This is a genomic window from Duganella sp. BJB1802 (assembly GCF_013369445.1).
Classification (GTDB): Bacteria; Pseudomonadota; Gammaproteobacteria; order Burkholderiales; family Burkholderiaceae_D; genus Rugamonas; species Rugamonas vulcania_A.
The window spans coordinates 463,418-488,726 of the sequence record NZ_JABWEF010000002.1; the positions used below are offsets into that span (position 1 = coordinate 463,418).

Annotated in this window: 21 protein-coding genes; 4 read left to right on the plus strand and 17 right to left on the minus strand. The window is 68.3% G+C overall.

From position 1 onward, the window contains the following. Window positions 1-43: 43 nt before the first annotated feature. The 4 genes from HUX88_RS05215 to HUX88_RS05230 form a co-directional block, all read right to left on the minus strand. Window positions 44-1,768, minus strand: coding sequence for a methyl-accepting chemotaxis protein (locus HUX88_RS05215; RefSeq protein ID WP_176361062.1), 1,725 nt, complete (start codon window positions 1,766-1,768; stop codon window positions 44-46). Window positions 1,769-1,921: 153 nt separating this feature from the next. Then, on the minus strand, window positions 1,922-4,195 hold the full coding sequence (locus tag HUX88_RS05220) for a TonB-dependent receptor (protein ID WP_117013755.1): 2,274 nt from the start codon (window positions 4,193-4,195) through the stop codon (window positions 1,922-1,924). A gap of 312 nt (window positions 4,196-4,507) precedes the next feature. Continuing rightward, a complete protein-coding gene (locus tag HUX88_RS05225) occupies window positions 4,508-5,245 on the minus strand; it encodes a Crp/Fnr family transcriptional regulator (RefSeq protein ID WP_117013754.1) in 738 nt (245 codons plus the stop codon). 169 nt (window positions 5,246-5,414) lie between these two features. Next, window positions 5,415-5,657: a hypothetical protein gene (locus HUX88_RS05230; RefSeq protein WP_117013753.1), complete on the minus strand. Its 243-nt coding sequence runs from the start codon at window positions 5,655-5,657 to the stop codon at window positions 5,415-5,417. A gap of 125 nt (window positions 5,658-5,782) precedes the next feature. On the opposite strand from HUX88_RS05230, the gene HUX88_RS05235 reads away from it, so the two are divergent. Continuing rightward, entirely contained in the window at window positions 5,783-6,739 is a 957-nt protein-coding gene (locus tag HUX88_RS05235; RefSeq protein ID WP_176361063.1) for an MBL fold metallo-hydrolase, read from the plus strand. A 21-nt stretch (window positions 6,740-6,760) separates the two neighbouring features. Here HUX88_RS05235 and HUX88_RS05240 read toward each other — a convergent pair whose 3' ends face one another. From HUX88_RS05240 to HUX88_RS05295, 12 genes are all read right to left on the minus strand, one after another. Then, window positions 6,761-9,709 (minus strand): TonB-dependent siderophore receptor, encoded by a 2,949-nt coding sequence (locus HUX88_RS05240; RefSeq protein WP_229219202.1) that lies wholly within the window; start codon window positions 9,707-9,709, stop codon window positions 6,761-6,763. Window positions 9,710-9,818: 109 nt separating this feature from the next. After that, window positions 9,819-10,307 (minus strand): gluconokinase, encoded by a 489-nt coding sequence (locus tag HUX88_RS05245; RefSeq protein ID WP_229213204.1) that lies wholly within the window; start codon window positions 10,305-10,307, stop codon window positions 9,819-9,821. 297 nt (window positions 10,308-10,604) lie between these two features. Beyond that, window positions 10,605-11,291 carry a hydrolase gene (locus tag HUX88_RS05250; protein WP_117013844.1) on the minus strand — a complete coding sequence of 229 codons (687 nt, stop codon included), beginning with the start codon at window positions 11,289-11,291 and terminating at the stop codon, window positions 10,605-10,607. A 131-nt stretch (window positions 11,292-11,422) separates the two neighbouring features. Further along, entirely contained in the window at window positions 11,423-12,439 is a 1,017-nt protein-coding gene (locus HUX88_RS05255; protein WP_229219203.1) for an alpha/beta hydrolase, read from the minus strand. Between the two features lie 85 nt (window positions 12,440-12,524). After that, window positions 12,525-12,905, minus strand: a complete 381-nt coding sequence (locus tag HUX88_RS05260) for a GFA family protein (RefSeq protein ID WP_176361064.1) — start codon at window positions 12,903-12,905, stop codon at window positions 12,525-12,527. Between the two features lie 60 nt (window positions 12,906-12,965). Continuing rightward, a complete protein-coding gene (locus HUX88_RS05265; RefSeq protein WP_176361065.1) occupies window positions 12,966-13,331 on the minus strand; it encodes a hypothetical protein in 366 nt (121 codons plus the stop codon). Between the two features lie 96 nt (window positions 13,332-13,427). Next, a complete protein-coding gene (locus HUX88_RS05270) occupies window positions 13,428-14,000 on the minus strand; it encodes a hypothetical protein (protein WP_176361066.1) in 573 nt (190 codons plus the stop codon). Further along, window positions 13,997-14,176: a hypothetical protein gene (locus tag HUX88_RS05275; protein ID WP_176361067.1), complete on the minus strand. Its 180-nt coding sequence runs from the start codon at window positions 14,174-14,176 to the stop codon at window positions 13,997-13,999. The genes HUX88_RS05270 and HUX88_RS05275 overlap by 4 nt, the downstream gene beginning before the upstream one ends. Beyond that, complete coding sequence (locus tag HUX88_RS05280) at window positions 14,173-15,351, minus strand: hypothetical protein (RefSeq protein ID WP_176361068.1); 1,179 nt, start codon at window positions 15,349-15,351, stop codon at window positions 14,173-14,175. Before HUX88_RS05280 ends, HUX88_RS05275 begins: the two co-directional genes overlap by 4 nt. Continuing rightward, complete coding sequence (locus HUX88_RS05285) at window positions 15,351-16,373, minus strand: phospholipase (RefSeq protein WP_176361069.1); 1,023 nt, start codon at window positions 16,371-16,373, stop codon at window positions 15,351-15,353. Before HUX88_RS05285 ends, HUX88_RS05280 begins: the two co-directional genes overlap by 1 nt. Before the next feature lie 106 nt (window positions 16,374-16,479). Next, window positions 16,480-17,883, minus strand: coding sequence for a cell wall metabolism sensor histidine kinase WalK (locus tag HUX88_RS05290; RefSeq protein ID WP_176361100.1), 1,404 nt, complete (start codon window positions 17,881-17,883; stop codon window positions 16,480-16,482). Then, complete coding sequence (locus tag HUX88_RS05295; RefSeq protein WP_176361070.1) at window positions 17,876-18,565, minus strand: response regulator transcription factor; 690 nt, start codon at window positions 18,563-18,565, stop codon at window positions 17,876-17,878. Before HUX88_RS05295 ends, HUX88_RS05290 begins: the two co-directional genes overlap by 8 nt. 159 nt (window positions 18,566-18,724) lie before the next feature. On the opposite strand from HUX88_RS05295, the gene HUX88_RS05300 reads away from it, so the two are divergent. Genes HUX88_RS05300 through HUX88_RS05310 form a run of 3 tightly spaced genes read left to right on the plus strand, consistent with a single transcriptional unit; the run spans window position 18,725 to window position 24,243 of the window. Beyond that, window positions 18,725-19,855: an efflux RND transporter periplasmic adaptor subunit gene (locus HUX88_RS05300; protein WP_176361071.1), complete on the plus strand. Its 1,131-nt coding sequence runs from the start codon at window positions 18,725-18,727 to the stop codon at window positions 19,853-19,855. Beyond that, window positions 19,848-22,967, plus strand: a complete 3,120-nt coding sequence (locus HUX88_RS05305) for an efflux RND transporter permease subunit (RefSeq protein ID WP_117013745.1) — start codon at window positions 19,848-19,850, stop codon at window positions 22,965-22,967. Before HUX88_RS05300 ends, HUX88_RS05305 begins: the two co-directional genes overlap by 8 nt. Beyond that, window positions 22,957-24,243, plus strand: coding sequence for a TolC family protein (locus tag HUX88_RS05310; RefSeq protein WP_176361072.1), 1,287 nt, complete (start codon window positions 22,957-22,959; stop codon window positions 24,241-24,243). Before HUX88_RS05305 ends, HUX88_RS05310 begins: the two co-directional genes overlap by 11 nt. A 148-nt stretch (window positions 24,244-24,391) precedes the next feature. On the opposite strand, the gene HUX88_RS05315 is transcribed toward HUX88_RS05310, so the two are convergent. After that, a complete protein-coding gene (locus tag HUX88_RS05315; RefSeq protein WP_176361073.1) occupies window positions 24,392-25,252 on the minus strand; it encodes an alpha/beta hydrolase in 861 nt (286 codons plus the stop codon). Window positions 25,253-25,309: the final 57 nt, after the last annotated feature.

Consider the following 25,309-nt stretch of genomic DNA (forward strand, 5'->3'; position numbering starts at 1 on the left):
GACCACCTCTGGCAACCTCCCGGCTTTCGAACGGCGCCGCCGGTCAGAACTCTTCCCACTCGTCGGCGCTGGCGGCGCTGGCCTTGAGTTTTTTCGGCGCGGGCGCGGCCGGCTTGGCGACCGGCTTGGGACGGGCGGCGGCAGCCTTCGGCAGCGACGCGACCACCGGCGCCGCTGCGCGTACCGGCGCCGGACGGGCCGCAGGCGCGGCTTGCGCGGCATACGAGGCGTTGATCTTGAACGCGCTGACCACCCGTTCCAGTTTGTCGGCCTGCTCGCGCAGGGTCTGCGCGGCGGCGGCGGTCTGCTCCACCAGCGCCGAGTTCTGCTGCGTGGTCTGGTCCATCTGCGTCACTGCCTGGTGCACCTGCGCGATGCCGTCGTTCTGCTCCTGCGTGGCGGCGCTGATCTCGCCGACGATGTCGGTCACCTGCTTGATGCTGGCGACCACTTCGTGCATCGTCGTGCCGGCCTGCTCCACCAGCTTGGTGCCGGAGCCGACCTTCTCCACCGAGTCGTCGATCAGCGCCTTGATCTCCTTGGCCGCCGCAGCTGAGCGTTGCGCCAGGTTGCGCACCTCGGTCGCCACCACCGCGAAGCCCCGGCCCTGCTCACCGGCGCGCGCCGCTTCCACCGCCGCGTTCAACGCCAGGATGTTGGTCTGGAACGCGATGCCGTCGATGACCGAGATGATGTCGACGATCTTGCGCGACGATTCGTTGATCGAGCCCATGGTCACGACCACCTGCTCCACCACGCTGCCGCCCTGCGCCGCCACGTCCGACGCCGAACGCGCCAGCTGGTTGGCCTGGCGGGCGTTGTCGGCGTTCTGGCCGACGGTGGAGGTGAGCTGCTCCATGCTGGCCGCGGTCTGCTCCAGCGCGGCGGCCTGCGACGAGGTGCGCTGCGACAGGTCGCCGGTGCCGCTGGCGATGTCCTGCGAGGCGCTGCCGACCGCGATGGTCGATGCGCGCACCGTGTCGATCACACCGGCGATCTGCTCCAGCAGCTTGTTGAAGGCCACGGCGGTGTGGCCGATTTCGTCCATGCGTTCGATCTTGATCTGGTGCGTCAGGTCCAGCGACTGGCTCACGTCCTCCAGCGTGCCGCGGATCGACGCCAGGCTGCCCTTGATGATGACGTACAGCTGCCACGCCAGCGCGCCGGTCACCAGCAGGCCAAGCAGCACCACGCTCACCAGCAGGCGGAAGGCGAACTTGTAGGCGGCGTCGCTGGCTTCGCGCACGTCGGCGATCAGCTTGTTGTTGTAGGCGATGTGGTCGTCGAAGCCCTTCTTGACGGCGGCGGCCGACAGCGCCAGCGGCGTGCCGGCCAGCAGCGTGGCGCGCACCGCGTCCATGTCGCCGGCGTGGGCGCCGGCCAGGAAGGGAATCAGCGCCTGGCGATAGGCGGCCATGTTGGCCTTGTCCGCCTCCAGCATCTTGCGATCGGTCTCGTCGAAGATGTGTTCCTTGGCGTAGGTCTCGATCACCTCGTCGAACTTGGCGTGGGCATCGCTGTAGGCCTTGTCCAGCGCGGTCTTGTCGGCCAGGTTGGAAAACACCGACAGGCGGTAGCCGGCCAGGCGGCTATCGGCAAGATAGCCTTTTGCCATGTTCAGGCCGGCGATGCTGGGGATCAGCCGGCTCTGCACCATTTCAAGGCGCTGCTGCGCCGTGGACAGTTGAGTGAGGCCGGTAATACCGACAAAAATCAGCGCAAGCAACGCCAATGACAGAGTCAAGATCAAGCGCTTTGTAATAGTCATGGTGACTGTTCCCATAGTAGTGACGAAGAAGCCGGCCGTCTTTGCGGCCACGGACCAGTATAGCGGAACGGTGTTACCTCAAAATAACAATGCGGCAACTTCCACCATAAATTTCTACCAAAACACAACGCATGCAAGACGCTACCTCCTCGCTCAGAAGCGCGCCTTGGCGCGCAGGCCCACCGTGCGCGGACGCACCATGAACAGCGTATCGCCCGGCTGGATGGCGATGGTGTTCGGCGTGACGTCGCTGACCTTGGCGCCGTTGGTCAGGTTGGTGCCGAACAGGCCGAACTCGTAGGCGCCGGTCTTGTACGTGATGGTGGCGTTGAGCGTGTTGGACGACGGGATCTGTGCGTAGCTGCCCTGCGCCGCCGCGAAGTTGGTGTAGGCGTCGCTGTGGTAGGCGTAGCTGGCGGCGATGCCCACTTCGTCGTTGCCGCGCACCGGGATGGTGTAGCTGGCGGTGGCGGTGGCCGACAGGCGCGGCGCATACGGCGCGCGGCTGCCCTCCGGAATGTTCTGCGCGGCGATGCCGGTGACCACGGTGCGGGTGGCGTAGGCGTGGTTGTAGGCGGCGCTCAGGCCGAGCGTGGCGTGGCGGGTGAGCTTGAGGGCGGTTTCCAGCTCCAGCCCTTCGCTGCGCAGCTTGCCGGCGTTCTGCGTGAAGTAGTAGGTGCACGGCAGCTTGTTGAACACCTGGACGTCCTTCCACTCGATCACATAGGCGCTGGCGTTGAGGGTCATGCGCTGGTCCAGCAGCGTGTTCTTCGAGCCGACCTCGTAGTTCCACAGGCTGTCCGGCGCGAAGGTGGCCGGCGCGTTCACGCCGCAGAAGTTGAACGGCACCGGCTGGTTGTTGCCGCCGTAGCGGAAGCCCTTGCCGGCCGAGGCGTACAGCATGTGCTCGCGGTCGACGCGCCACGCGGCGGCGAAGCGCGGGTTGGCGCCGCGCGAGGTGGCGCTGCTGTTGCTCACTTCCGGCTGGCCCACCGGCGCCGACGGCGTGGCGCCAACCAGGTTGCCGAACAGGCCGGTGAAGCGCAGGTCGAAGTCCTGCGTGCCCTTGAACAGGCGCAGGCCGGCCGTCAGGTCCAGCTGGTCCCAGACGGTGTAGGTGCCCTCGGCGAACAACGCCACCTGGCGCGACCTGGTGTTCTGCGTGCCGGAGAAGAAATCGTTGGGCTGGAAGGCCAGATCGTTGGCCTGCGAGTCATAGCCGGGGAAGTTGTGGGCGACGGCGAAGCGCTTGTCGAAGCCGGTGGTCGGCTCGTCCTGGCGCGTGTCGCGCTTGCCGCTTTCGAGGAAGGCGCCGGCGGTCCACTTCAGCGGCCCGCCGCCCTTGGAGTTGAGGCGGAATTCCTGCGCGAAGTCCTGCACCGCGTTGCCGATGGTGTAGGCGGCCTGCATCAGCGGGTTCTTGCCGCCGAAGATGAAGGCGGTGGCCGGGTACTGGGCCGAGGTCACGTACAGCGTGTCCCGGTGCAGGTAGGAGGTCGACGACACCAGCTGCGCGCCGCCCATGTCGTAGCTGACGCCCAGGTTGTAGAGCTGCAGGTTGTCGTTGCTGGTCTGCGGCAGCAGGGCGATGGTGGTGAACGGCGCCAGTCCGGCGTAGGCGTCGTTGACGCCGCCCTTGATGTTGGAGGCGGTGATGCTGGCGTCGACCGTCAGGTCGGGCGAGGCGCGCAGGCGCAGCGCGGCGCGCGCCTGGTTGGTGGAGACGTCGTTGGTGGTCTTGCCGTTGACCTGGTTGCGGATGTAGCCGGAATCGTTGCCGGTGTAGCCCGTCAGGCGCAGGCCCAGCACGTCGGCCTTGAGCGGCAGGTTGACCATGCCGCGCAGGTTGCGGTTGACGCCGCCGTAGCCGGAGGTGTCCGAGCCGACCGCCTCGACGGTGCCGAACAGCTCGCCCAGCTCGGGTTTCTGCGTGATCTGGCGCACCGCGCCGGCCATGGCGCCGGCGCCGAACAGCGTGCCCTGCGGGCCCTGCAGCACTTCCACGCGCTCCAGGTCCAGCACCTTCAGGTCGGGGTTGGACGACTTCAGCGTGACCGGCATGTCGTCGATGTAGACCGCCACCAGCGAGGCGTCCTGCACCTCGGACGGCACGATGCCGCGCACCACCAGCCCGCGCATGGTGATGTTGTTGACGCCCGGCGCCTGCTGCTGCACCGACATGGCCGGCACCAGGTTGGCGATGTCGGCCAGGTTGCCCTGTCCGTAGCGGGCCAGGCCTTCGGGCTTGAGCACGGTGATGGCGGCCGGCACCTGCTGCACGTCGACCGCGCCGGCGGCGCGCGTGGCGGTCACTTCGACCCGCTCGATTTTCCCGGTGCCCGCTTCCATCTCAGCCGCCTGCGCGGCCGCCAGCGCGCCCATCGACCACAGCGCCAACGCGCGATATGCCTTCACTTGCTTGCCCATCCTGCCCTCGTGTCGTTTTAAACAGCGCGCAGTATAACGTTAGGTGAGACAACGCACAGCGGAGGCGGCCGGACGGCGGGAGAATGCCCTCATGGACAAGTCACCCACAGGCTCCAAACCGCCGCCCGCCGCCTACGCCCTGCATCGCCAGATGCGCGCGGTGCAGCGCTGCATCGCGGCGTCAACAGTGGAGGAATCGGAACGGGCGACCAGATGGGCGACTGCCTGGTACAGGCTGGTGCAACGCAAGCTGGAGCAGCTCCAGCATGCGCCGAGGTATTGGCATTAGGCGATGGCGGCAAGGGCGCGACATCAGGCGGGGACGTAGCAGCCGCCGGCGCGGTGCTCCATGGCGCCGCGGTCGAGCACGATGACGGTGCCGCGGCGGTATTCGATCATGCCCTCTTCCTGCAGCTTGCCGGCGCAACAGGTGATGCTTTCGCGGCGCACGCCCAGCAGGTTGGCGATCATTTCCTGCGTGACCTTCAGCTCGTTCGACAGCGAGCGGTCCAGCCGCTCCAGCAGCCAGCGGCACAAGCGCTGCTCGATGCTGCCGTGGCGCACGCCGGCCACCGTCTGCGCCAGCTGGGCGAACAGCGCGCTGGTGTGGCGCATCAGCTGGCGCGCCAGCGCGCCGCCGTCGAAGAAGGCCGAGCGCAGCACGGAGGCCCGGACGCGGTAGCCGTAGCCGGCGGTCTGCACCACGGCCGAGCAGTTGGCGCGCTCGCTCTCGTACATCGAGACGCCGACCACGCCCTCGCGGCCCACCACCGCGATCTCGGCGGCGCCGCCGTCCTCGGTCACGTATTGCAGCGAGACGATGGCGTTGGTGGGGAACCAGGCGTAGTCCATCTTTTCGCCGAAGTCGAACAGGTGTTTGCCGGCGGGCAGCGGCACCAGTTCCAAGTGTTCGAACAAGCTGATCAGTTCTTCGCGCGACAAGGCGCGCAGCAATTCATTCTGCTGGGCGCCGGTCAGGCTGATGGCCGGAGTGGATGCCTCGGCCTGCTCGGTGTCCTGCGTTGCGGTAGGGCGAGTGTAGTGGTACATGGCAAACCTCTTAGAGTTGTTGATCGTTGCGACCTGATGAACAACACTATAGGCCCGCCCTGGGTGGCCGATTATCGGAGCACGCACCGGCTCTATGTAGGTAGGGAACATAGGGGGGTGTGGTCCCAGTCCTACGGCGGCCGTTGCCCACGGCCACCAACCCGGCGCGTCACACCTTGAATTTGAAGCGCGTCGCCTCTTCCAGCAGGCGCTCGTCGCGGTTGCGCAGGCGGCCGGGATTGCGGCGGTGATTGGGCTCGGAAACCACGCGCTGGATCACGGTCTCCGCCACGCCGCGCTGGCTGAGGTAGGCCGCCGCGCTGTCCGGGCCTTTACGATCAGCAACTTCTATGCCGGCTTCGACGACTTCCGCGCCGACATAATCCGGGCGGAAGGTATGGGTGGTGGACATTGCAACCTCCAGGGACGTAGTTGGATGGTGAACGTTCCGATTGTATAGCAGACTGGACCTATGGTAGGTGCGCGCCGGAAATGAGAGGGCTAATATCGCAACACTATCCTCACAGGAAACCACACATGAAGCCTACTCCCATCGCCCGCGCGCTGCTGGCGTGCACGCTGCTGCTGGGCGGCGCCGCGCAGGCCGCCGCGCCGCAGGTACGCACGCAGGCGCCCGGCTACTATCGCATGATGCTGGGCGAGTTCGAAATCACCGCCTTGTCGGACGGCACCCATCCCTTCCCCATCGATACGGTGATGACCCATATCGGCCCGGAACAGATCGCCCGGGACCTGGACCAGGCCGGGCTGCGGGCGCCGGTGCAGGGTTCGATCAACGCCTTCCTGGTCAACACCGGCAGCAAGCTGATCCTGGTGGACGCCGGCGCGGGCAGCCTGTACGGCGATTGCTGCGGCAAGCTGCTGGACCATCTGCGCGCCGCCGGCTACCGGCCCGAACAGGTCGATGAGGTGCTGCTGACGCATCTGCACAAGGATCACGCGGGCGGCATCATGGCGCGCGGCGCGCCGGCCTTTCCCAACGCCGTGGTGCGGCTGTCGCAGGCCGAGGCCGACTACTGGCTGACGCCGGCCAACAAGGCGGCGGCGCCGGCCTTCTTGTCGAGCTTTTTCGACAGCGCGGCGGCGGCCGTGGCGCCGTACGGAAAGCGCTTGCAGCCGTTCGGCGCCTTCGGCCGGATCGAGCCCGGCATCGAGGCCCTGCCCGCGCCCGGCCACACGCCGGGACACGCGATGTACCTGGTGCAAAGCAAAGGGAGCAAGCTGCTGATCTGGGGCGATATCGTCCACGTGTCGGCGATCCAGCTGCCGCACCCGGACGCCACCGTCAAATACGACACCAGCGAGGCCGACGCACAAGCCACGCGCCGCCGGCTGCTGGACATGGCGGCCGGCGGCCAGCTGACGATAGGCGCGGCGCATATCGCCTTCCCCGGCCTGGGCCGGATCCGCGCGTCGGACGGCGCCTACCAGTGGCTGCCGCTCAACTACGATGGCGCGCCCGCCGCCGATTGACGTCCCCCGCTATGGCCGCGCCTAGAAGCTGTAGCGCAGGCCGGCGCGGTACACGCGGCCCACCACGTCGTACAGCGTCGGGTTGATCGCGAAGCTCAGGTTGGCCTGCGGCGCCGCCACCGGATCGACGTTGCCGAGGTTGTCGATCTTGAAGTAGGCCGTGGCTTTTTCGTTGAGCTTGTAGGTCCCGCCCAGGTCGACGTAGAACGCGCCCTTCATCTGGTTGTTGTAGATGGTCGGATGAATCACGGTCGAGACCGGGCAATTGGTCTGGCACTCGATGAACTCGTTGCTGTAGACGCCCTTGCTGATCCAGCGCTCGCTCAAGGTCAGGCTGTACTGGCTGGTGTCCCACGATTGCGACGCCAGGCCCTTCCACTTCGGCGTGCCGCCCATATTGCTGCCCGCGCCCTCGGACGGGATGGTGCCCACCACGCCGGGATCGGTCAGGAAGCTGATGGTGCGGGTGGCCAGCGCGCGCAACGTCAGGCGGCCCGGCAGGCCGAGGTCCTTCAGGTTCATGCGGTAGGACGCCTCGAGGTCGTAACCCTTGTTGCGCAGCGAGGCCAGGTTGAACGCCTGCACCGTCACGTAGTTGCTGGTGGGCGTGGGACTGTTGAGCACCATCGCCGAGCAGATCTCCTGGTTGCCGGCCACGCACAGGTCGACTTCCTGCTGCGCCGTCAAGGTCGAGATCACGCCGTCGACCTTGATGTCGAAATAGTCCGCCGACACGCTGAAGCCGGGCGCCCAGTGCGGACGGTCGAGCACGATGCCGAACACGGTGTTGCGCGCCAGCTCGGGCCGCAGCCGCGTGTTGCCGACCGTGCGCTGCTGCACCGTGATGGTGTTGCCCTGGTAGCTGACCACGTTGTTGACCACGACCGCCGCCGCGTACAGCTCGCTCAGGTTGGGCGCGCGCACGTCCTTGGAGGTGACGGCGCGCAGGCGCAGGCCGTCGATGCCGGTCTTCCAGCTGCCGCCGATCTTCCAGCTTTCGACGTTGCCGGAGGTGCTGTAGCGGGTGCGGCGGTCGGCCAGGTTCAGGTTGGCCTCGCCCCAGGCGGCGGACTTCAGCACCGGGATGTTGAGCTCGACATAGGCTTCCTTCACGTCGTAGGTCCCGGACGCGCTGTGGTAATTGCCTGCGTACCAGTTGTTGCCGACCGCGGTGTTGAGCAGCGGATCAGCCGGATAGTCGGGCGTGTTCGGGCTGCCGGCCGAGACGCCGTTGCCGTACGGGTCGCCCGTCACGCTGTAGTGTTCACGGCGGTATTCGGCGCCGGCCGCCACCGCGACCGGGCCGGCCCAGGAGGAGAAGGCCTCGCCGTTGAGGTTGAAGCTGGCCACCTGCTGGGTCTGGCGCGTGTGCTGTTGCGGCCCCATGGCCGGCTCGACGTAGGCCATCGCGGCCGCATCGGCCGGCACGTCGCCGATGATGTTCAACGGCCGGCAGCCGGACGCCGCCGCCACCGGGTTGCGGCAGACGATGGTGCCGTTCGGGCCGCGCACGGCGTCGATGGCGGCGTTGTAGCGGGCGTTGAGCGTGATGTCGTGGACCAGGATGTCGGTCCGGTTGCGGCCGTATTCGGCGTAGGCGTCGTACGACCATTCCTTGCCGGCCAGCGGGAACTTGCCGTCGGCGCCGAGCACCACGCGCTCCATCTGGCGGGTGGGATGGACGTTGATGTTGGCCGGGAAGCCGGCGTTGGCGGTGCCGTACTGGAAGCTGGTGATGTTGTTGGCCGCGCAGGCGGCGGCGATGGACGCCGGCAGGAAGGGGTTGTCGCACTGGATCGTCAGGTTGGCGTTCTTGGCCGCGCCGGGGTTGGGCGAGAACACCGACTTGACCTTGCCGAAATTGGTGGTGAGGTAGATCTCGTGGTCGGGCGCGAGGTCGAAGCCCACGCGGGTGTAGGCCACCTGGCGCTCCAGGTCCATCGCCAGGTTGGTGCCGGCGCCGACGCTGCCGCTCAGGTCGCCGCCGACGCAGAAGGGATTGACGCAGCCGGTCACGGCGCCGGTGCCGGTCGGCTTGCCGTTGGAGCCGTAGTTGAACTGGTAGGGCGCGCCGCCCGGCCCGAACGCCGTGCCCTGCAGCGGACCGTTGGTGATCAGGCCATACTTGGCGTACTGGTACTGCTGCGCGTGGTCGATGACGGTGTACTGCGGCTTGCCGTCGTTGGTCTGGGACAGCGGACGGATCTGGTAAGCGGTGTTCCTGTACCAGCTGCGGCCGTTGGCGCCGACCTCGCCGAAGCCGGGCGAATCGATGCCCTGCTCGCGGCCGTATTCGCCGCTCACCGCCACATGCAGGCGGTCGTCCATGAACGCCCTGCCCCAGGCCGCCTGCAGCGTGGCGTTGCGGTCGTCGCGGTAGGTGGTCTGGCCGCCCTCGACGTTGACTTTGAAGCCGGTGAACCTCTTGTCGGTGATGAAGTTGACCACGCCGCCGATCGCGTCCGAGCCGTAGGACGCCGAGGCGCCGCCGGTCACCACGTCGACGCGCTTGACCAGCAGTTGCGGGAACTGGCTGACGTCGGTCACGCCGGTGACGTTGGCGCCGACCACGCGCTGGCCGTCGAGCAAGGTCAGCGTGCGGATCGGGCCGAGGCCGCGCAGGCTCAGCGAACTCAATCCCTGGATGCCGCTGCTGGTGCTGTTGGTGCTGGTGGTGCGGCCGGTGCTGCCCTGCAGGGCCGGCAGCTCGGCGATCGTGTTGAACAGGTTGGGCTGGGCGCTCTTGGCCAGGTCGTCCGCGTTGAGCGTGGTGGTCGGCGTGGGCTGCGTGAAGCCGCGCGCGGCGATGCGCGAGCCGGACACGGTCACGACGGCGTCGGGCGCCGGCGCCTCCCCGGCCGGGCCCTGGGCGCCGCCTTCGGCTTGTTGGGCGTGGGCTGGCATGGCGAGCCAGCAGCAGGCGCTGGCGACGGCCAGGCTCATCATGGTGTTACGGCTTCGGATCGGCATTGTAGTCTCCTGCTATTTTTTTATGGGAATAGTGGCCGGCGCGCGGATTCCTGACGGCTGCGCGAAGGTACTGCCTGTTGCATGGTCCGGCCCGTCACGCCGGACAACATCAGAATCCGGCGAGTATCCGCGCCACCAGCACGCGCGGCGGCAGGAGGATGTCCAGCACCATGCCGGCCTCGTCCACCTGCAGCGGCTCCAGGTCGCGCAGCTGGCTGTCCAGCAGCGACAGCGGCATGTAATGGCCGGCCCGCTCCCGCATGCGGCTGGCGATCAGCGCTCGGTCGCCGCTCAGGTGCGCGAAGTGCAGCGCCGGGTCGGCCCGCCGCAGCTGGTCGCGGTACTTGCGCTTGAGCGCCGAGCAGGCCAGCACCAGGCCGCCGTCCGCCCGCTCGATCTGCTCCCGCAACGCCAGCAGCCAGTCGCCGCGGTCGGCGTCGTCCAGCGCGACGCCGGCCGACATCTTGGCCACATTGGCCGGCGGATGAAACCGGTCGCCCTCGATGAAGGGCACGGCCATGGCGGCGGCCAGCGCCTGCCCCACCGTGCTCTTGCCACAGCCACTAGCCCCCATGACCACCCAGCGGGTTTGCTTCATTCATCTCTCCAAACAAAGGTAGCGCTAACATTTCTGCTGAGCCGGAATCGCGCGGATGTTACGCGCAATCATTCAGTCAGGCAGAGGATTGAATAAGGTTGATGGCCACACAAAGGTAGCGTTATCATTTTTGTAGACTTTAGACCAACGTAGGTATTTGTAAAGAAGTATCTGCGCTGCGGCGCAGCACGGCAGGACGCCGCGTCAGGGTGAAAACGCCGCCGTGCAGGGGCTACGGCGGCGCAGCATCGTTGCGGCGGGCGTGGACGGAAAGCCACCCCCCCGCCGGTGGCGGTCTTACTTGGCCGGCACGGCGGCCAGCATCTCGTGGCTGCCCGAGGTGCGTTCCGGCGCCTTGTGCACCATGGTGTAGGCATAGTCCACGCCCATGCCGTAGGCGCCCGAGTGCTCGCGCACGATGGCCATGACGGCATCGTAGGTTTCGCGGTGGGCCCAGTCGCGCTGCCATTCCAGCAGCACCTGCTGCCAGGTCACCGGCACCACGCCGGCCTGGATCATGCGCTGCATGGCGTAGTCGTGCGCTTCCTTCGAGGTGCCGCCGGAGGCGTCGGCCACCATGTAGATTTCGTAGTCGCCTTCGGCCATGGCGCACAGCGCGAAGCTGTTGTTGCACACCTCGGTCCACAGGCCCGAGACGATGACCTTCTTCTTGCCGTTGGCCTTGAGCGCGTCGCGCACCTTCTGGTCGTCCCACGAGTTCATCGACGAGCGTTCCAGCAGCGGCTTGCCTGGGAAGACGTCCAGCAGTTCCGGGTAGGTGTGGCCGGAGAACGCCTCGGTCTCGACGGTGGTGATGGTGGTCGGAATGTTGAACACCTTGGCGGCCTTGGCCAGCGCCACGGTGTTGTTCTTCAGCGCCTGGCGGTCCATCGATTGCACGCCGAAGGCCATTTGCGGTTGATGGTCGATGAAGATCAACTGGCAGTTAGTCGGGGTCAATACTTCAAGTTTGGGGTTGGTCATGATAGCGTCCATTTCGATGAGGTGGGTACGGCGCCCGCTGCGTTCAGCGCGGCTGCGATCATCTTAGGGCGGGCGCCAAAGGCGCACCACTGGCTAAATGGAGAGGCCGGACTAACCTTTTGCAGGCCGCGTCAGCGCGCCGGCATCCGCTGGTTGAGGAAGGCCACGGTGGCGTCGACCGTCGGTTGCAGCCAGGGGTCGAACAGCCAGAAGGAATGCGGCGTGTCCGGCAGCACCAGCGTGCGGCTGGGCACGCCGGCCTGCGCCATGGCGGCCGCCATCGCCTCGCGGCCGGCGGAGAAGCGCGGCTGCGCGCTGGCGATGAACAGGATGGGCGGCATGCCGGGACGCACGTAGCTGATCGGCGAGGCCTCGCTCCAGCGCGCGGGCTGCTCAGCGTAGCGTCCGCCCAGCCAGGCGCCGGCCGCCGAGGGGCGCTTGGCCGGATCGTCCTCGTGCTTCAGCGCCAGTTCGGTGGTGAAATCGGACAGGCCGTCGATGTTGACGATGGCCTGCACCGCGCCCGACATGGCGCCCTCCTCCGCGCCGGCATCGAACTGGGCGAGGTGGGCGGTGACGCCGGCCAGGCTGGCGATCTGCCCCCCGGCCGAGCCGCCCGCCAGCGCGATGCGTTGCGGGTCCAGGTGGTACTGGCCGGCGTGGGCACGCACCCAGCGCACGGCGGCGCGGGCGTCGTGGATGGCGGCCGGATACGGCGCCTCGCCGGACAGGCGGTAGCTAATCGCGGCCGCCGCGTAGCCCTGCTGCGCCAGCCGCACGGCCATCGGCGCGAACTCGGAGCGGAAACCGGAGCGCCAGCCGCCGCCGTGCACCAGAACCACCACCGGCATGCCGCCGTCGGCGCGCGCGGCCAGCGGCAGATAGAGGTCGAGCTTCAGGCAACGCTCGCCGTGCTGCGCGTAGGTCAGGCCGTCGATGCGGTTCACGTCCACCGGCAGCGCCGCGCTGGCGATGCGGATGGACGGATAGTCGCGCGCCAGCTTGGCGTAGGTGTGTTGCGCGTCGTAGGTGTTGGCGGGATCGGGCGGCGGCTCAACGCATGGCGCGGCGGAGGCTGCGGCGTGCAGGCACAGCGCGGCGAGCGCGGACAGGACACGGACGGCGGGGGTGGCGGGAGCAGGCATCATGGCCGCCGAGTATGCCACACGCGGCGGCTGGCGGTGCGGCGTTCGCGCAGCGGCGGCTCGGCAGTGAAGGCTCGCAGTGCGGCGGCTAGCGGTGCGGCAGCCAGGCGGGCTTGGTGTCGGTGTGCAGTTCGCGCTGCACCGGGCCGTCGTATTCGGGCTCCAGCGTGCCGAGCGAGATGGCGATGCGGTCCGGGGCCATGGTGCTGCGCCAGAACAGCGTCGAGCCGCAGACCTTGCAAAAGCCGCGCCGGCCGTGCGAGGACGAGGCGTATTCGGTGATCAGGCCGGCGCCGCGCTCGACCACGTAGCCGGCGGCGGCCACGTTCGCATACGAGCCGGCGGCGGCGCCGTGCTGCTTCTGGCACATGGTGCAGTAACAATGGCTGGCGTGGCTGACCGGCAGCTCCGCCCGGTACGCCACGCCTCCGCACAGGCAACTGCCGTGCAATTGGCCGGTTTCATTCATAGGTCTTCGCTCCGTCGTCGTGGCGCCAGCCGCCATGATGCACGCGGCGCGCGCGGCGCGTCAATCCCGCTTCGTGGCGTCCATCCGGGCGCGCGCAGCATCGGCCACGGGTTCGCGCGGACGGCGCCGGCGTTCGGGGAACAGGAAGCCCACCCGCTCGCCCACGCTGGAACAGGCGGCGATCAATTTGAGCGCGGCCATCGGCTCGGGGAATGCCACCGAAGACGCGGCGGCCAGGGTCTTTTCCGTGGTCGGCAATTCGGTGGTGAACACGCCGTCGATGGCCAGGAAGCGCACCGACCGGATCTGCAGTTCGCGTGCGATGGTTTCCTGGCTGGCGCTGCTGGCGAGCACGTTGCCGCCGGCGCTGAGCGTCATCATGACCACACCGAGTTCCCGCGAAAACGCGACTTCTGCGTTTTGCATTCCACTTCCTTCCAAAAAAAGACCGCCTCGGTGAGAGGCGGCAAGGGTAGAGACCACAGGACGAGGCCTTCAGAAATGGATATTGCCAGCTAGAAATTACGGGCGTGTGACATGCCCCTGCATTTGCGGGTGATCTTTGATGATTTGCGCCGATAGTCGCTGAATGCGGGCGATTTTTTCCTCAAGCTTGGCCAGCTGTTCGGGCGGGATGCCGGCCTGGCGGCCGCGTTCCAGGTCGGCCTGCAGGCGCGGCAGCTCGGTCGCGGCGGCCGCGACGTAGGCGCCGAGCAAGCGGGTGTGCTGCGCCTCCTCGTATTGTTGGTAGGCTTTCGGGTCGGCCAGTTGCGCCGGCGTGGGCGCGCTGCGCGGTTCGGCGTCGCGTTCGATGGGCGGGGTGCGCGGGTCGCCGTTCTCGCGCGCGGCCGACATGCTCATCCAGGCCGAGCCGCCGCTATCGACCGGCGTCAGCGGGACGAACTTCAATTCGCGGGCCGCTGGCTCCTGCGTGGCGGGCGGCCATTGCGCGGCGCGGGCCGCGTCGCCGCCAGCTTGCGACCCGCCCTGCCCTGCTGCGGCGCCCGATGGTTGCGAAGCTCCGCCGGCAGGCCAGGCCATCCAGCCGGCGGCGGCCAGCAGCAATACGGCGGCAGCGATCGGGACCGGTTTCATTTGGCGTCCAGGGTTTGCAGCGGCTGGTCCAGCAGGCCGCGGTTGATGTCGATCTGCGCGGTGCGCAGTAGTTGTTGGCGCAGCGCGGCCAGTTGCGTTTGCGCCGTGCTGCGCGCCAGCGCGTTGCTGGCGGCGTAGCGCACCGCTTCCGAGTCTGCGGCCTGGTAGCCCATCACGCGCTGTTCGACCTGGATGATTTCCCACGCTGCGGCGTCATGCGGGCCGGCGGGTGTGCGGATGGGGCGCGATGGCGGGCCTTCGGGCTGCGCCAGCGCCAGTTGCGCCAGCCAGTCCGGCTTGCCTTCGTGGCGTATCCAGCCCAGCGTGCCGCCGGCGCCGGCGGCTTGGCGGCGATGGAGTGGCGGCGCGCGGTGGCGGCGAAGTCGGCGCCGTTGTTCAGCGCTTTGAAGGCCGTCTGCGCGCTGGACTCGTCGGCCAGGCGGATGTGGCGGGCCTTGACCCGCTCGATGCGCGTGAACTCGCTGCGGTGGCGGGTGTAGTAGGCCGCGATCTGGGCCGGCGTCACTTCGCCCGCCAGGCGCTGCAACAGGGGGCTGGTGCTTTCGATGTCGTCGCCGATGCCGTGCAGTTGGCGCAGCGCGTGCACTTCGCCGCGTTCGGCCAATACGCGGCGCAGGTCGGCGATGGCGGTGTCGCCGAAGCGGCGGCGACTCCAGTCGAGCACGAAGCGGGAGGCCAGGTCCTGTTTGGCTTGCTGCTGCAGGAAGTCCGGCTGCCGGTTGTACAGCGCCACGCGGCCCTGCACGTTCTGGCGGCGGTACACGTCGTACAGCGTGACCGTGCCGGCGCCGGATGGCAGCGTGTAGCGCAGCAGTACGATGTCGCGGGCGCGCGTGAGTTGTCCGGCGTTGAGCGTGAACTCCAGCTTGAGTTGCTCGGGCTTGCCGAATACGGCGTCCAGCGCGGCAGGCGTGGGCTTGGCCTGGTCGACGATGAGGCCGTCGAGCGTGCCGCCTGGCAGCTGGCGCAGGGCTTGCTGCATGTCCTGGTCGTACAGGGTGCGCAGGGTTGCGACCAGTTGGTCGTCCAGCGCGACGTCGCGCGTGAAGCCGACCCGCTGGCCGGCGTACAGTTGCGCCTCGTCGAAGCGTTCGCGCGCGGCGGCCGACAGCAGGCGGTTGAGCACCACCTCCTCCAGCATGGCGCTGCGCGCGGCCTGCGGCTCCTTGATGCGCGCCAGGCGCCACAGCGCATCGACAGCGAACGCGGTCACCGGCGCGCCATCGATGCGCGCGGCCAGCGCCGGATCGTTCAGCCGATAGCCGACCGAGGCGGCGGCCGGCAGCGCCAGCGCGCCGGCCAGCAGCGCCAAACACAGCGCGTACCGCATCAATTGGCCAGGCGTTCGGCGGCGCGGTTGAGCACCACCACGACCATCGCGATCGAATGCGGGATCATCATCTGCGCGACGCGGGTGCGGTCGCCCTGGTCGGTGGACGACAGGACGATGCCGCCGTTGGCGTACGAGTAGCTGCCGCCCTGCGTCAGCAGCGGCCGGATGTCGACGGCGGCCGGTGCCAGCGGCGTGAAGTCGGCCAGCGCGGCGGTCACCAGCGCCGGATCGTTCAGGTGCTGGGTGCTGTAGTTGTCGCGCACCCACTGCTCCCACGACGAGTGGTTGTGCGCCGACGTGGCCCAGGTGTGGTGCGGTTGCAGCAGGTCGGTGGTGTGCAGCGTGAAGCCCAGGCTCTGCGCGGTCGGTTGCGCCAGGAACTGCTGCCACCAGTACTGGCCCAGGTTGTCGATCGGCTGGAACGGCATGGTCTCGAAATCGGCGTACTGCGACGCGCTCGACACGCCGCCGAAGCGATAGTGCGCCTCGGTCACGCCATAGCTGTTGTACTTGCTGCTGTCGCCGAACCAGCCCTTCAGGCCGCCGGCGCCGTCGTCCAGGTAGTCGCCGTAGAGCCAGCCGGCGGCCAGGTTGTCGATGTCGCCGGCCATGCCCAGCTTGGCGTAGTTGTAGCCGCCGAACGGGTTGCCGTGCACGTCCGCGCCGGAGGTGTGGTTCTGGAAGTGCCAGTACGAGGTGTACTTGACGATGCTCGCGCCCGCGCCCCACACCGGCGCCAGCTGGCAGTCGCCGGTCGAGGCGCCGCAGATGTAGGTGTCGGCGAAGTCGTCGACGTCGTAGGCGCCCTGGCCCAGCGCGGCCGCGAACTGGTCCAAGGTGAAGCCGGCGCGCGTCACGCCCGCCACCAGCTTGTTGTAGTTGGTGGTGGCCGGATGGGTCTTCATGTAGTTGACCGCGTCCAGGACGATCTGGCGGTGGGTCTCCTGCTCCCATGCGAGGGCGGGCGTGCTGGCGCAAACGGCCAGGGCGATGCTGGTGGCGATCAGTGCGGTTTTCATAGAGTCTCCTGGTAGGGGACTCGCATAGTACAACGCACATATTGCTTTTTTTAGAATGACCTCACTACCGAGTCCATGCTAGAAAGTTGCTTGGAAGCATTTCCAATCAGGCGCCGGCGCAGGGCAGATGGACGGTGAAGGCGGCGCCGCCGGCCGGCAGGTTGGCGGCCTCGATGCGGCCGCCGTGGCCCTGGACGATGGTCTGCGTCAGCGCCAGCCCGAGGCCGACCCCGGCCGCCGAACCCGAGCGCGCCGAGGCGCCACGGTAGAAGCGCTCGAACAGGTGCGGCAGTTCGTCGACGCCGATGCCGGGGCCGCTGTCGGAGACGCGCAGGCAGGCCTGATCGCCATCCCGCCAGACGCGCACTTCGACCGCGCCGCCGGCCGGCGTGAACTTGACGGCGTTCTCCAGCAGGTTGACCACGATCAGCGTGGCCGCGCCCTCGCCGATGGCGGCGAGCACCGGCGCGTTCGCCGCCTGCAGCGTCAATCGCACCTGGCGCTGCGCGGCCGTGGCCTGCGCGCGGCCGATGGCGGCGACGGCGATCTCGCCCAGCGAGGTGGCGGCCGAGGCGTCGCGGTCCTGGCCGGCGTCGTAGCGGGCCAGCGCCAGCAGCTCTTCCACCAGCAAGGTCAGGCGCTCGACCTCCTCCATGCAGGAGCGCAGCGTGTCCACGTACTCGGCGGCGTCGCGCGGGCGGCGCAGTGTGATCTCGATCTCGGCCCGCAGGCGCGACAGCGGCGAGCGCAGTTCGTGCGAGGCGTCCGAGGTGAAGCGGCGCTGGATCTGGAAGCTCTGGTCGATGCGGTCCAGCATGTCGTTGAGCGTGTCGACCAGGTGGCCGATCTCGTCGCGCGTGCCGGGGTGGATCAGGCGCTGGTCCAGGTTGCCCTCGCCGATGCGCTGCGCCTGGCCGACGATGTCGTCGATCGAACGGAACACCCAGCGCGTGATCGAGGCGCTCGCCACGGTCAGCGCCACCAGCAGCGCCAGCGCCAGCGCCAGGAACATCACGCTGGCCGAGGCCACCACGTGGCGCACGTCGTCCAGCGAGCCGGCTACCTGCACCGTGTAGCGCAGCGTCGTGGCGCGCACCGGCAGCGAGACGATGCGAACCGGCTCCTCGGCGAAATGGTCGAGCGTTTCGAACACGGTGTCGCCGGCCGCCATACGCGCCATCAGCGCGGCCGGCGCCGGCAGGCTGGCCGCGCCCAGGTTGGTGCTGCGCGCCAGCACCCGGCCCTGGGCGTCGACGATCTGCACCCAGCGGTCCAGCCGCGCCAGCGATGGCGGCGACGGGCCCTTGGCGGCGTCGTGCACCTGCACCGGCTGCTCCGGCGCGGCGCGCAGCATGGCCGCCTCGGTTTCGGCCAGCGCCAGCAAGGCGCCGTCCAGTTGTTCGTTGACCGCGCCCGACAGACTCAGGTAGCCGGACATGGCGGCCACCGCCAGCACCGAGACGATGACGGCGGTCTGCACCAGCGCCAGCCGGCGCCGGAAGCTAAGCATCGTCATCGGCCACCTCCGCCAGCCGGAAGCCCTGGCCGCGCACCGTGTGGATCAGACGCGGCTGGCCTTCGGGGTCGATCTTGCGGCGCAGGTTGCGCATGTGCGAGTCCATCAGGTTGTCGAGCGCGATCAGGTCGGCGGTCCAGATGCGCCCGGCCAGCTGCGCGCGGCTGACCACGTGGCCGGCCTGGCGCATCAGCAGTTCGAGGATGGCGTATTCCTTGGGCGTCAGGTCCAGCGCCTGGCCGGCGCGCTTGACGGCGTGGGTTTGCGGGTCCAGGGTCAGGTCGGCCACGGTCAGCAACGCGGGGCGCACCAGCGTCGAGCGGCGCAGCAGCGCGCGGATGCGGGCCAGCAGCTCGTCGAAGGCGAAGGGCTTGGTCAGGTAGTCGTCGGCGCCGGTGTTGAGGCCGGCCACGCGGTCGCCCAGGCCGTCGCGCGCGGTCAGCATCAGGATGGGCGTGAGCAGGCCGCGCGCGCGCAGCTCGCCGCACAGCGTGATGCCGTCCTTGGCCGGCAGCATCCAGTCCAGCACGATGAGGTCGTAGTCGCCGGCCAGCGCGGCCGGCTCGCCCTCCTCCGCGCTGTGCACGGCGTCGACGGCGAAGTCTTCCTCCTCCAGGCCGCGCTTTAGCAGGCGGGCCGCCTTCTGGTCGTCTTCGATCAGCAATATCTTGGTCATGCGGCATTTTACCGCCGGCCGCCCGGCACGGGATGTTTCCTGAAGGAAGATTCAGGATGGCCGGGGCCAGTTCTCGGTACACTGCGGCCATTCCTCTTACCCATGGACGACACCGGCACCGCGAACGCCGGGGACTCCTTTCGCCTTTCAGGGACCGCCATGACCAAATTCGACCCACGCCGGCAGCCGCGCGCGCTGCTGGCCCTCCCCCTGCTGTGCGCAGTCCTCGGCGGCTGCGGCCACGCGCCCGAGACCGATTCCGCCCCGCCCGCCGCCGTGGTGCGCAAGGGCGCGTCCATCGCCGTGCCGGCCGGCTCGCCGCTGCGCCAGTCGCTGCAGGTGGCCAGCGCCGCCGAACAAACCGTGGCACGCGCCATTCCGGTTCCGGCCGTGGTGGAGGCCGATCCGGCCCACCTGGTACGCGTGGTGCCGCCGGTGGCCGGCCGCATCGAGCAGCTGCTCAAGCATCTGGGCGACACGGTCAAGGCCGGCGACGCGCTGTTCACCATGGACTCGGCCGACGTGGCCGCCGCCCACAGCGACGCCAGCAAGGCGCAGGCCGGCCTGACGCTGGCGCGCCGCAACCTGGAGCGCCAGAAGGAGCTGCGCGCGGCCGACATCTCGGCGCACAAGGATCTGGAGCAGGCCGAGAGCGACTACGCGCAGGCGCTCAGCGAAAGCGAACGCAGCAAGGCGCGCCTGGCCCAGCTGGGCGGCAGCCTGGCCGGCGGCAATGGCCGCGTGTACACCTTGCGCTCGCCGCTGTCCGGCCATGTGATCGAATTGAACGGCGGCCAGGGCGGCTTCTGGAACGACACCAACGCGCCAGTGATGGTGGTGGCCGACCTGTCGACCGTGTGGCTGACCGCCAGCGTGCAGGAGAAAGACCTGGCCGCCGTGTTCGCGGGCCAGGCCGCCGACATCGAACTGAACGCCTATCCCGGCCAGCACATCGCCGGCAAGATCGGCTACGTGGGCGAGGTGCTGGACGCGGACACCCGCACCGTCAAGGTCCGCGTGGCGGTCGACAACAAGGACGGCCGCCTGAAGCCGGGCATGTTCGCGCAGGTGACCTTCAGCGCCGCGCCGCACCAGGGCGTGGTGGTGCCGGCTTCCGCGCTGGTACAGAGCGGCACGCACACCCAGGTCTACGTGGAGACGGCCGCCTGGACCTTCGAGGCGCGCACCGTCGCCACCGGCGTCCACAGCGGCGAGATGGTGGAGATCGTCTCCGGCCTGAAGGCGGGCACCCGCATCGTCGCCAAGGAAGGAGTGCTGCTCAATGATTGATCGCCTGGTTGCCATCAGTTTCCAGCGGCGCGGCATCGCCTGGCTGGTGTTCGTGCTGGTCGCGCTGTACGGCGTGTTCTGCTGGAAGCAGCTGCCGCTGGAAGCCTATCCCGACATCGCCGACACCAGCTCGCAGGTGGTCACGCAGGTGCCCGGCCTGGCGGCGGAGGAAGTCGAATCGCAGATCACCATTCCGCTTGAGCGCGAGATCATGGGCACGCCCGGCATGCACGTGATGCGCTCGAAGAGCACCTTCGGCCTGTCGCTGATCACCGTGGTGTTCCGCGACGGCGTGGAGGATTACTGGTCGCGCCAGCGCCTGCAGGAGCGCATCGCCAGCGTGGCCCTGCCCTACGGCGCGCAGCCGGGGCTCGATCCGCTGACCTCGCCCATCGGCGAGATCTACCGCTATACGCTGGAATCGAAGACGCGCTCGCTGCGCGAATTGTCGGAGCTGCAGTTCTGGACCGTGATCCCGCGCCTCAAGCAGGTGGCCGGCATCGCCGACGTCGGCAACTTCGGCGGCCTGACCACGCAGTTCCTGCTGGAGTTCGACCCCGCCAAGCTGAGCAAGTACAACCTGTCGCTCAAGCAGGTCACCGACGCCGTCAACGCCAACAACGCCAGCGCCGGCGGCAGCATCCTCAACCGCGGCCAGCAGGGCTTCGTGGTGCGTGGCGTCGGCCTGATCCACAACCTGGACGACCTGGGCAACGTGGTGGTCACGCAGAAGAACGGCGTGCCGGTGCTGGTCAAGGACCTGGGCGAAGTGCGCCTGGGCAGCAAGGAGCGCCACGGCATCCTGGGCAAGAACACCAATCCCGACACGATCGAGGGCATCGTGCTGCTGCTCAAGGGCGAGAATCCGTCGCTGGTGCTCAAGGACGTGCACGCGGCCGTGCAGGACCTGAACGACAACGTGCTGCCCAAGGACGTGAAGATCGTGCCCTACCTGGACCGCACCGGGCTGGTGGACGCCACGCTGCACACCATCGGCAAGACGCTGGTCGAGGGCATGCTGCTGGTGACGGTGGTGCTGGTGCTGTTCCTGGGCAGCCCGCGCGCGGCGGCCATCGTCGCCGTGACGATTCCGATGGCGCTGCTGACGGCGTTCATCTTCATGCATCACTTCCACATCCCGGCCAACCTGCTGTCGCTGGGGGCGATCGACTTCGGCATCGTGGTCGACGGCGCCATCGTGGTGATGGAGAACATCCTGCGCAAGTATGAGGAGAACCACGGCGCCGCGCTGCGCGCGCGCGACGTGATGAAGGCCACGCTGCAGGTGACCAAGCCCATCTTCTTCGGCATGATCGTCATCATCACCGCCTACCTGCCGCTGTTCACCTTCCAGCGCATCGAGTACAAGCTGTTCTCGCCGATGGCGTTCGCGATCGGCTTCGCGCTGCTGGGCGCGCTGGTGGTGTCGCTGACCCTGATACCCGGGCTGGCCTACCAGGCGTATCGCAAGCCGCGCAAGGTGTTCAACAATCCGGTGCTGGTCAAGGCCAAGCAGTTGTATGAGCCGTTTCTGGCGGCCGTGGTGGGCCGGTCGCGTGTGACGCTGGCGGCGTTCGCGCTGGCCTTCGCCGCCGTGTGCGCGCTGGGCGGCACCATCGGCCGCGACTTCCTGCCGTACCTGGACGAGGGCTCGATCTGGCTGCAGGTGACGCTGCCGCCGGGGATCTCGCTGGAGAAGGCGGCCGAGATGTCGGACGGCTTGCGCAGCGCGGCGCTGGAGTTCCCGGAGGTGGCCACCATCGTCACCCAGCTGGGCCGCAACGACGAGGGCACCGATCCGTGGACGCCGTCGCACATCGAGGTCAGCGTGACCTTGCATCCGTACGACACGTGGAAGTCCGGCCTGAGCAAGCAGGAGCTGATCGAGAAGATGGGCCGGCGCTTCGCCAAACTGCCCGGCACGCGGGTGGGCTTCACGCAGCCGATGATCGACGGCGTGCTCGACAAGCTGGCCGGCGCCCACAGCGACCTGGTGGTGAAAATCTACGGCAACGACTTCAAGGAGACGCGCCGCATCGCCGCCGACGTCGAACGCACGCTGGCCGCCGTGCCGGGCGCGGAGAGCGTGATCATCGACCAGGAACCGCCGCTGCCGCAGGTACGCATCGAGGTGGACCGGGCCGCCGCCGCGCGCTACGGCATCAACGCCGCCGACGTGGCCGACCTGATCGGCACGGGCATCGGCGGCAAGCCGGTGTCGCAGGTGTTCATCGACGACCGGCAGTACGACATCGGCGTGCGCTTCACCGACGCCTCGCGCAGCAATCCCGACACCATCGGCGATTTGCTGCTGACCTCGGCCACGGGGGCGCGCATCCCGCTGGCGCAGGTGGCGACGATACGCTTGGACGACGGCGAGAGCACCATCACGCGCGAGATGGGCAAGCGCCACCTGACCGTGCGGCTGGACCTGCGCGGGCGCGACCTGGCCTCCTTCCTGGACGACGCCAAGGCGCAGATCGAGGCCAAGGTGCGCTACGACCACGGCCGCGTGCAGCTGGCCTGGGGCGGTCAGTTCGAGAACCAGCAGCGGGCGCAGGCGCGCCTGGCGCTGATCATGCCGATGGTGGTGGCGCTGATGTTCGTGCTGCTGTTCGCGCAGTTCAAGAACCTGCGCCAGCCGGCCATGATCCTGGCGGCGGTGCCGCTTGGCGCGCTGGGCGGGCTGGTCGCGCTACATCTGCGTGGCATGACGCTCAATGTGTCGAGCGCGGTCGGCTTCATCGCGCTGTTCGGCGTGGCGGTGATGGACGGCATTTTGATGGTGTCCAACCTGAACCAGCTGCGCGCCGAGGGCGGGCTGACGCTGAAGGATGCGGTGCTCAAGGGGGCCTACAGCCGCTTCCGTCCGGTGCTGATGACGGCCAGCGTGGCCGCGCTGGGCCTGCTGCCGGCCGCGCTGGCGCACGGCTTGGGCAGCGACGTGCAGCGGCCGCTGGCCACCGTCGTGGTCGGCGGGCTGATCACCGCCACCGGCCTGACGCTGGTGTGGCTGCCGGCGCTGTACTACCTGGTCGAACGGTATTTCGAGAACAAACCCAAACAGGCCGAGGACGGTCTGGTGCAAGCGGAGCAAGTCCATGACATTTAAACTCAACCCCGTGTGCGCGCTGCTGGCGATGTGCGTCGCCCTGCCCGCTTCAGGCCAGGTCACCTTGCGCGAGTATGCGGCGGCCGCCGCCCAGTACAGCCTGGACTTGCAGATGCAGCGCGAGAATGTGGGCAGCGCGCAGGCCGGCGTGTCGGTGGCTGGCGTGCGGCCCGATCCGGTGCTCACGGCCGGCATCGACTCGCGGGAATTGAACGCGGCGAACAAGCCGAACGCCCCCACCGCCACCACCATGGGCGTGGCGCTGACCATCGAGACGGCCGGCAAGCGCGGCCAGCGCATCCGCGCCGCGCAGGCGGCGGTCAAGGTCGGCGAGGCCACGCTGGACGGCGGCCGCCGCCAGCTGTACGCCGACGCGGCGGCGGCCTACACCGAATCGTGCCGCGCGCGCCAGGCGCTGGTGCGGCAGGAGTCGACGCTGCGGGCGCTGGACGATATCGTCAAGGCCAATACCGTGCGGCGCAAGGTCGGCGATATCGGCGGGCTGGAGTTGTCGCAGTCGCAGGTGGAGCGCGACCGCTTCGAGGCGGATGTGGTGTCGGCGCGGGCGCAGGTGCAGGCGGCGGCAGAGTCGCTGTCGATCCCGCTGGGACGGCGTTACAGCGAGGTGTTCGGCAGCGCGGAGCTGGCTTGCGATGCGCCCGCCGTCAACGGGCTGGACGACGTGGAGCAGCTGGTGCGGCAGGCGCAGGACGGGCGCGACGACATCCGCATCGCGCGCGCGGCGCTGGAGGCGTCGCGCGCCTCGGCCGATCTGGCGCAGGCCAATCGCTGGGTCGATCCGGTGGTGAACGTCAGCTTGAAGAACACGCCGTCGGTGCATGCGCTGACCGACGCGGGCGGCGCGGTGACCAATTCGCCGACGCAGCGTTCGCTGAGCCTGGGGTTGACGGTGTCGGTGCCGATACCGCTGTCGCGCACGCAGCGCGGCGAGGTGTTGCAGGCGCAGTCGGCGGTCACGCAGGCCACGCTGGCGCTGCGCTCGGCCGAGCTGAAGGCGCAGATCGACGTGCGGCGTCTGTACGCACAGTACCGCGCGGCGCAGGCCAACGAGCAGCGTTATCGGGAATCGGTGCTGACGCAGTCGGACAAAGTCGTGGAAGGCATGCGCCTGTCCTACAAAAAAGGCGCGGCCTCGTTGCTGGAACTGCTAACCGCGCAGCGCTCCGCCGACGAAGTCTACCAAGCCTACCTGCAAGCAAAAGCCGACCTGGCCACCGCCACCGTGCAACTGCAACTAGCCGCCGGCGCCAACTAAGCTGCAAACCCATTGGGGTCAAGTCTGACATTCGGACTGAAGCTCTGCCGTAGGCGCGCGCCTACGGCAGAGCTCGTGTCCGAATGTCAGACTTGACCCCAATTTACGTGTCCGAATGTCAGACTTGACCCCAATTTATGACCCCAATTTAATTTGGTGGTTTGAACATTGTGCGGAACGCTTGTAGGGCGGCGGGCTGGTAGATCGTCGCTTGGGTTTCGGCGGGCAGTGGCTGGTAGTGCCAGCGCAAACCTTGCGGCGCGCGGGCGGTCAGCAGCGTCGACAATTGCGCGCTTCCCTTGTCCATGCCGGCCGTGCCGCTGCTGGCGAAATAGAAGCTCTGCGCCCTGGCCGCGCGCTGGTCCAGCAGCGTTGGCGCTTCGTTCAGCAGCTTGCCGTCGTTCCACCACAGGCTGGGATCGATCGCGATGTAGTGATCGAACAGCCCCGGCTCGCGCAGGAAGGTTTCAACCACGAACAGGCCGGCCAGCGATTCGCCAATCAGGGCGGTCTCGCCCGTGGTGCGGTAGCGCTGCTTCACCGCCGGCATCAGCTCTTCGCGGATGAAGCGGCGGAAATGCGCGGCGCCGCCCACCACCGGGGCGATCTTCTTGTCCTCGGCGTTGTCGGTCGGGCCGGTCATGTCGCGGCGGCGCTGCGTGTTCTCTATGCCGACCAGCATGAATGGGCGCATGGTGCCGTTGTCGACCGACACTTGCAGCAGGCCGGCGATGTGCAGGAAGTCCTCGCGCAGGCCGCCGTCGGGCATGTACAGCACGGGCAACGGCGCGTCGGCCGGCAAGGCGTAGCCGCGCGACATGTAGACGTTGATGTGCCGCGTTTCGCCCAGCGCCTTCGATGCGATGTTGAAGCTTTCGCCGATCACCAACGGCGTGGCGGCCGCAACCGCAGTCTCGGCGTGCACCTGTCCGCCGAGACTGGCGCCCAGCAGCGCCGCCGCCAGCCACGCGCTTGCATGAAACTTGTTGAGCATAACGATGTGCCGCATTTCCCGCCCTTCACGTTGTTGTCGAGTGAGCGGGAGTCTGGCGCAAGCGGAGGCGGC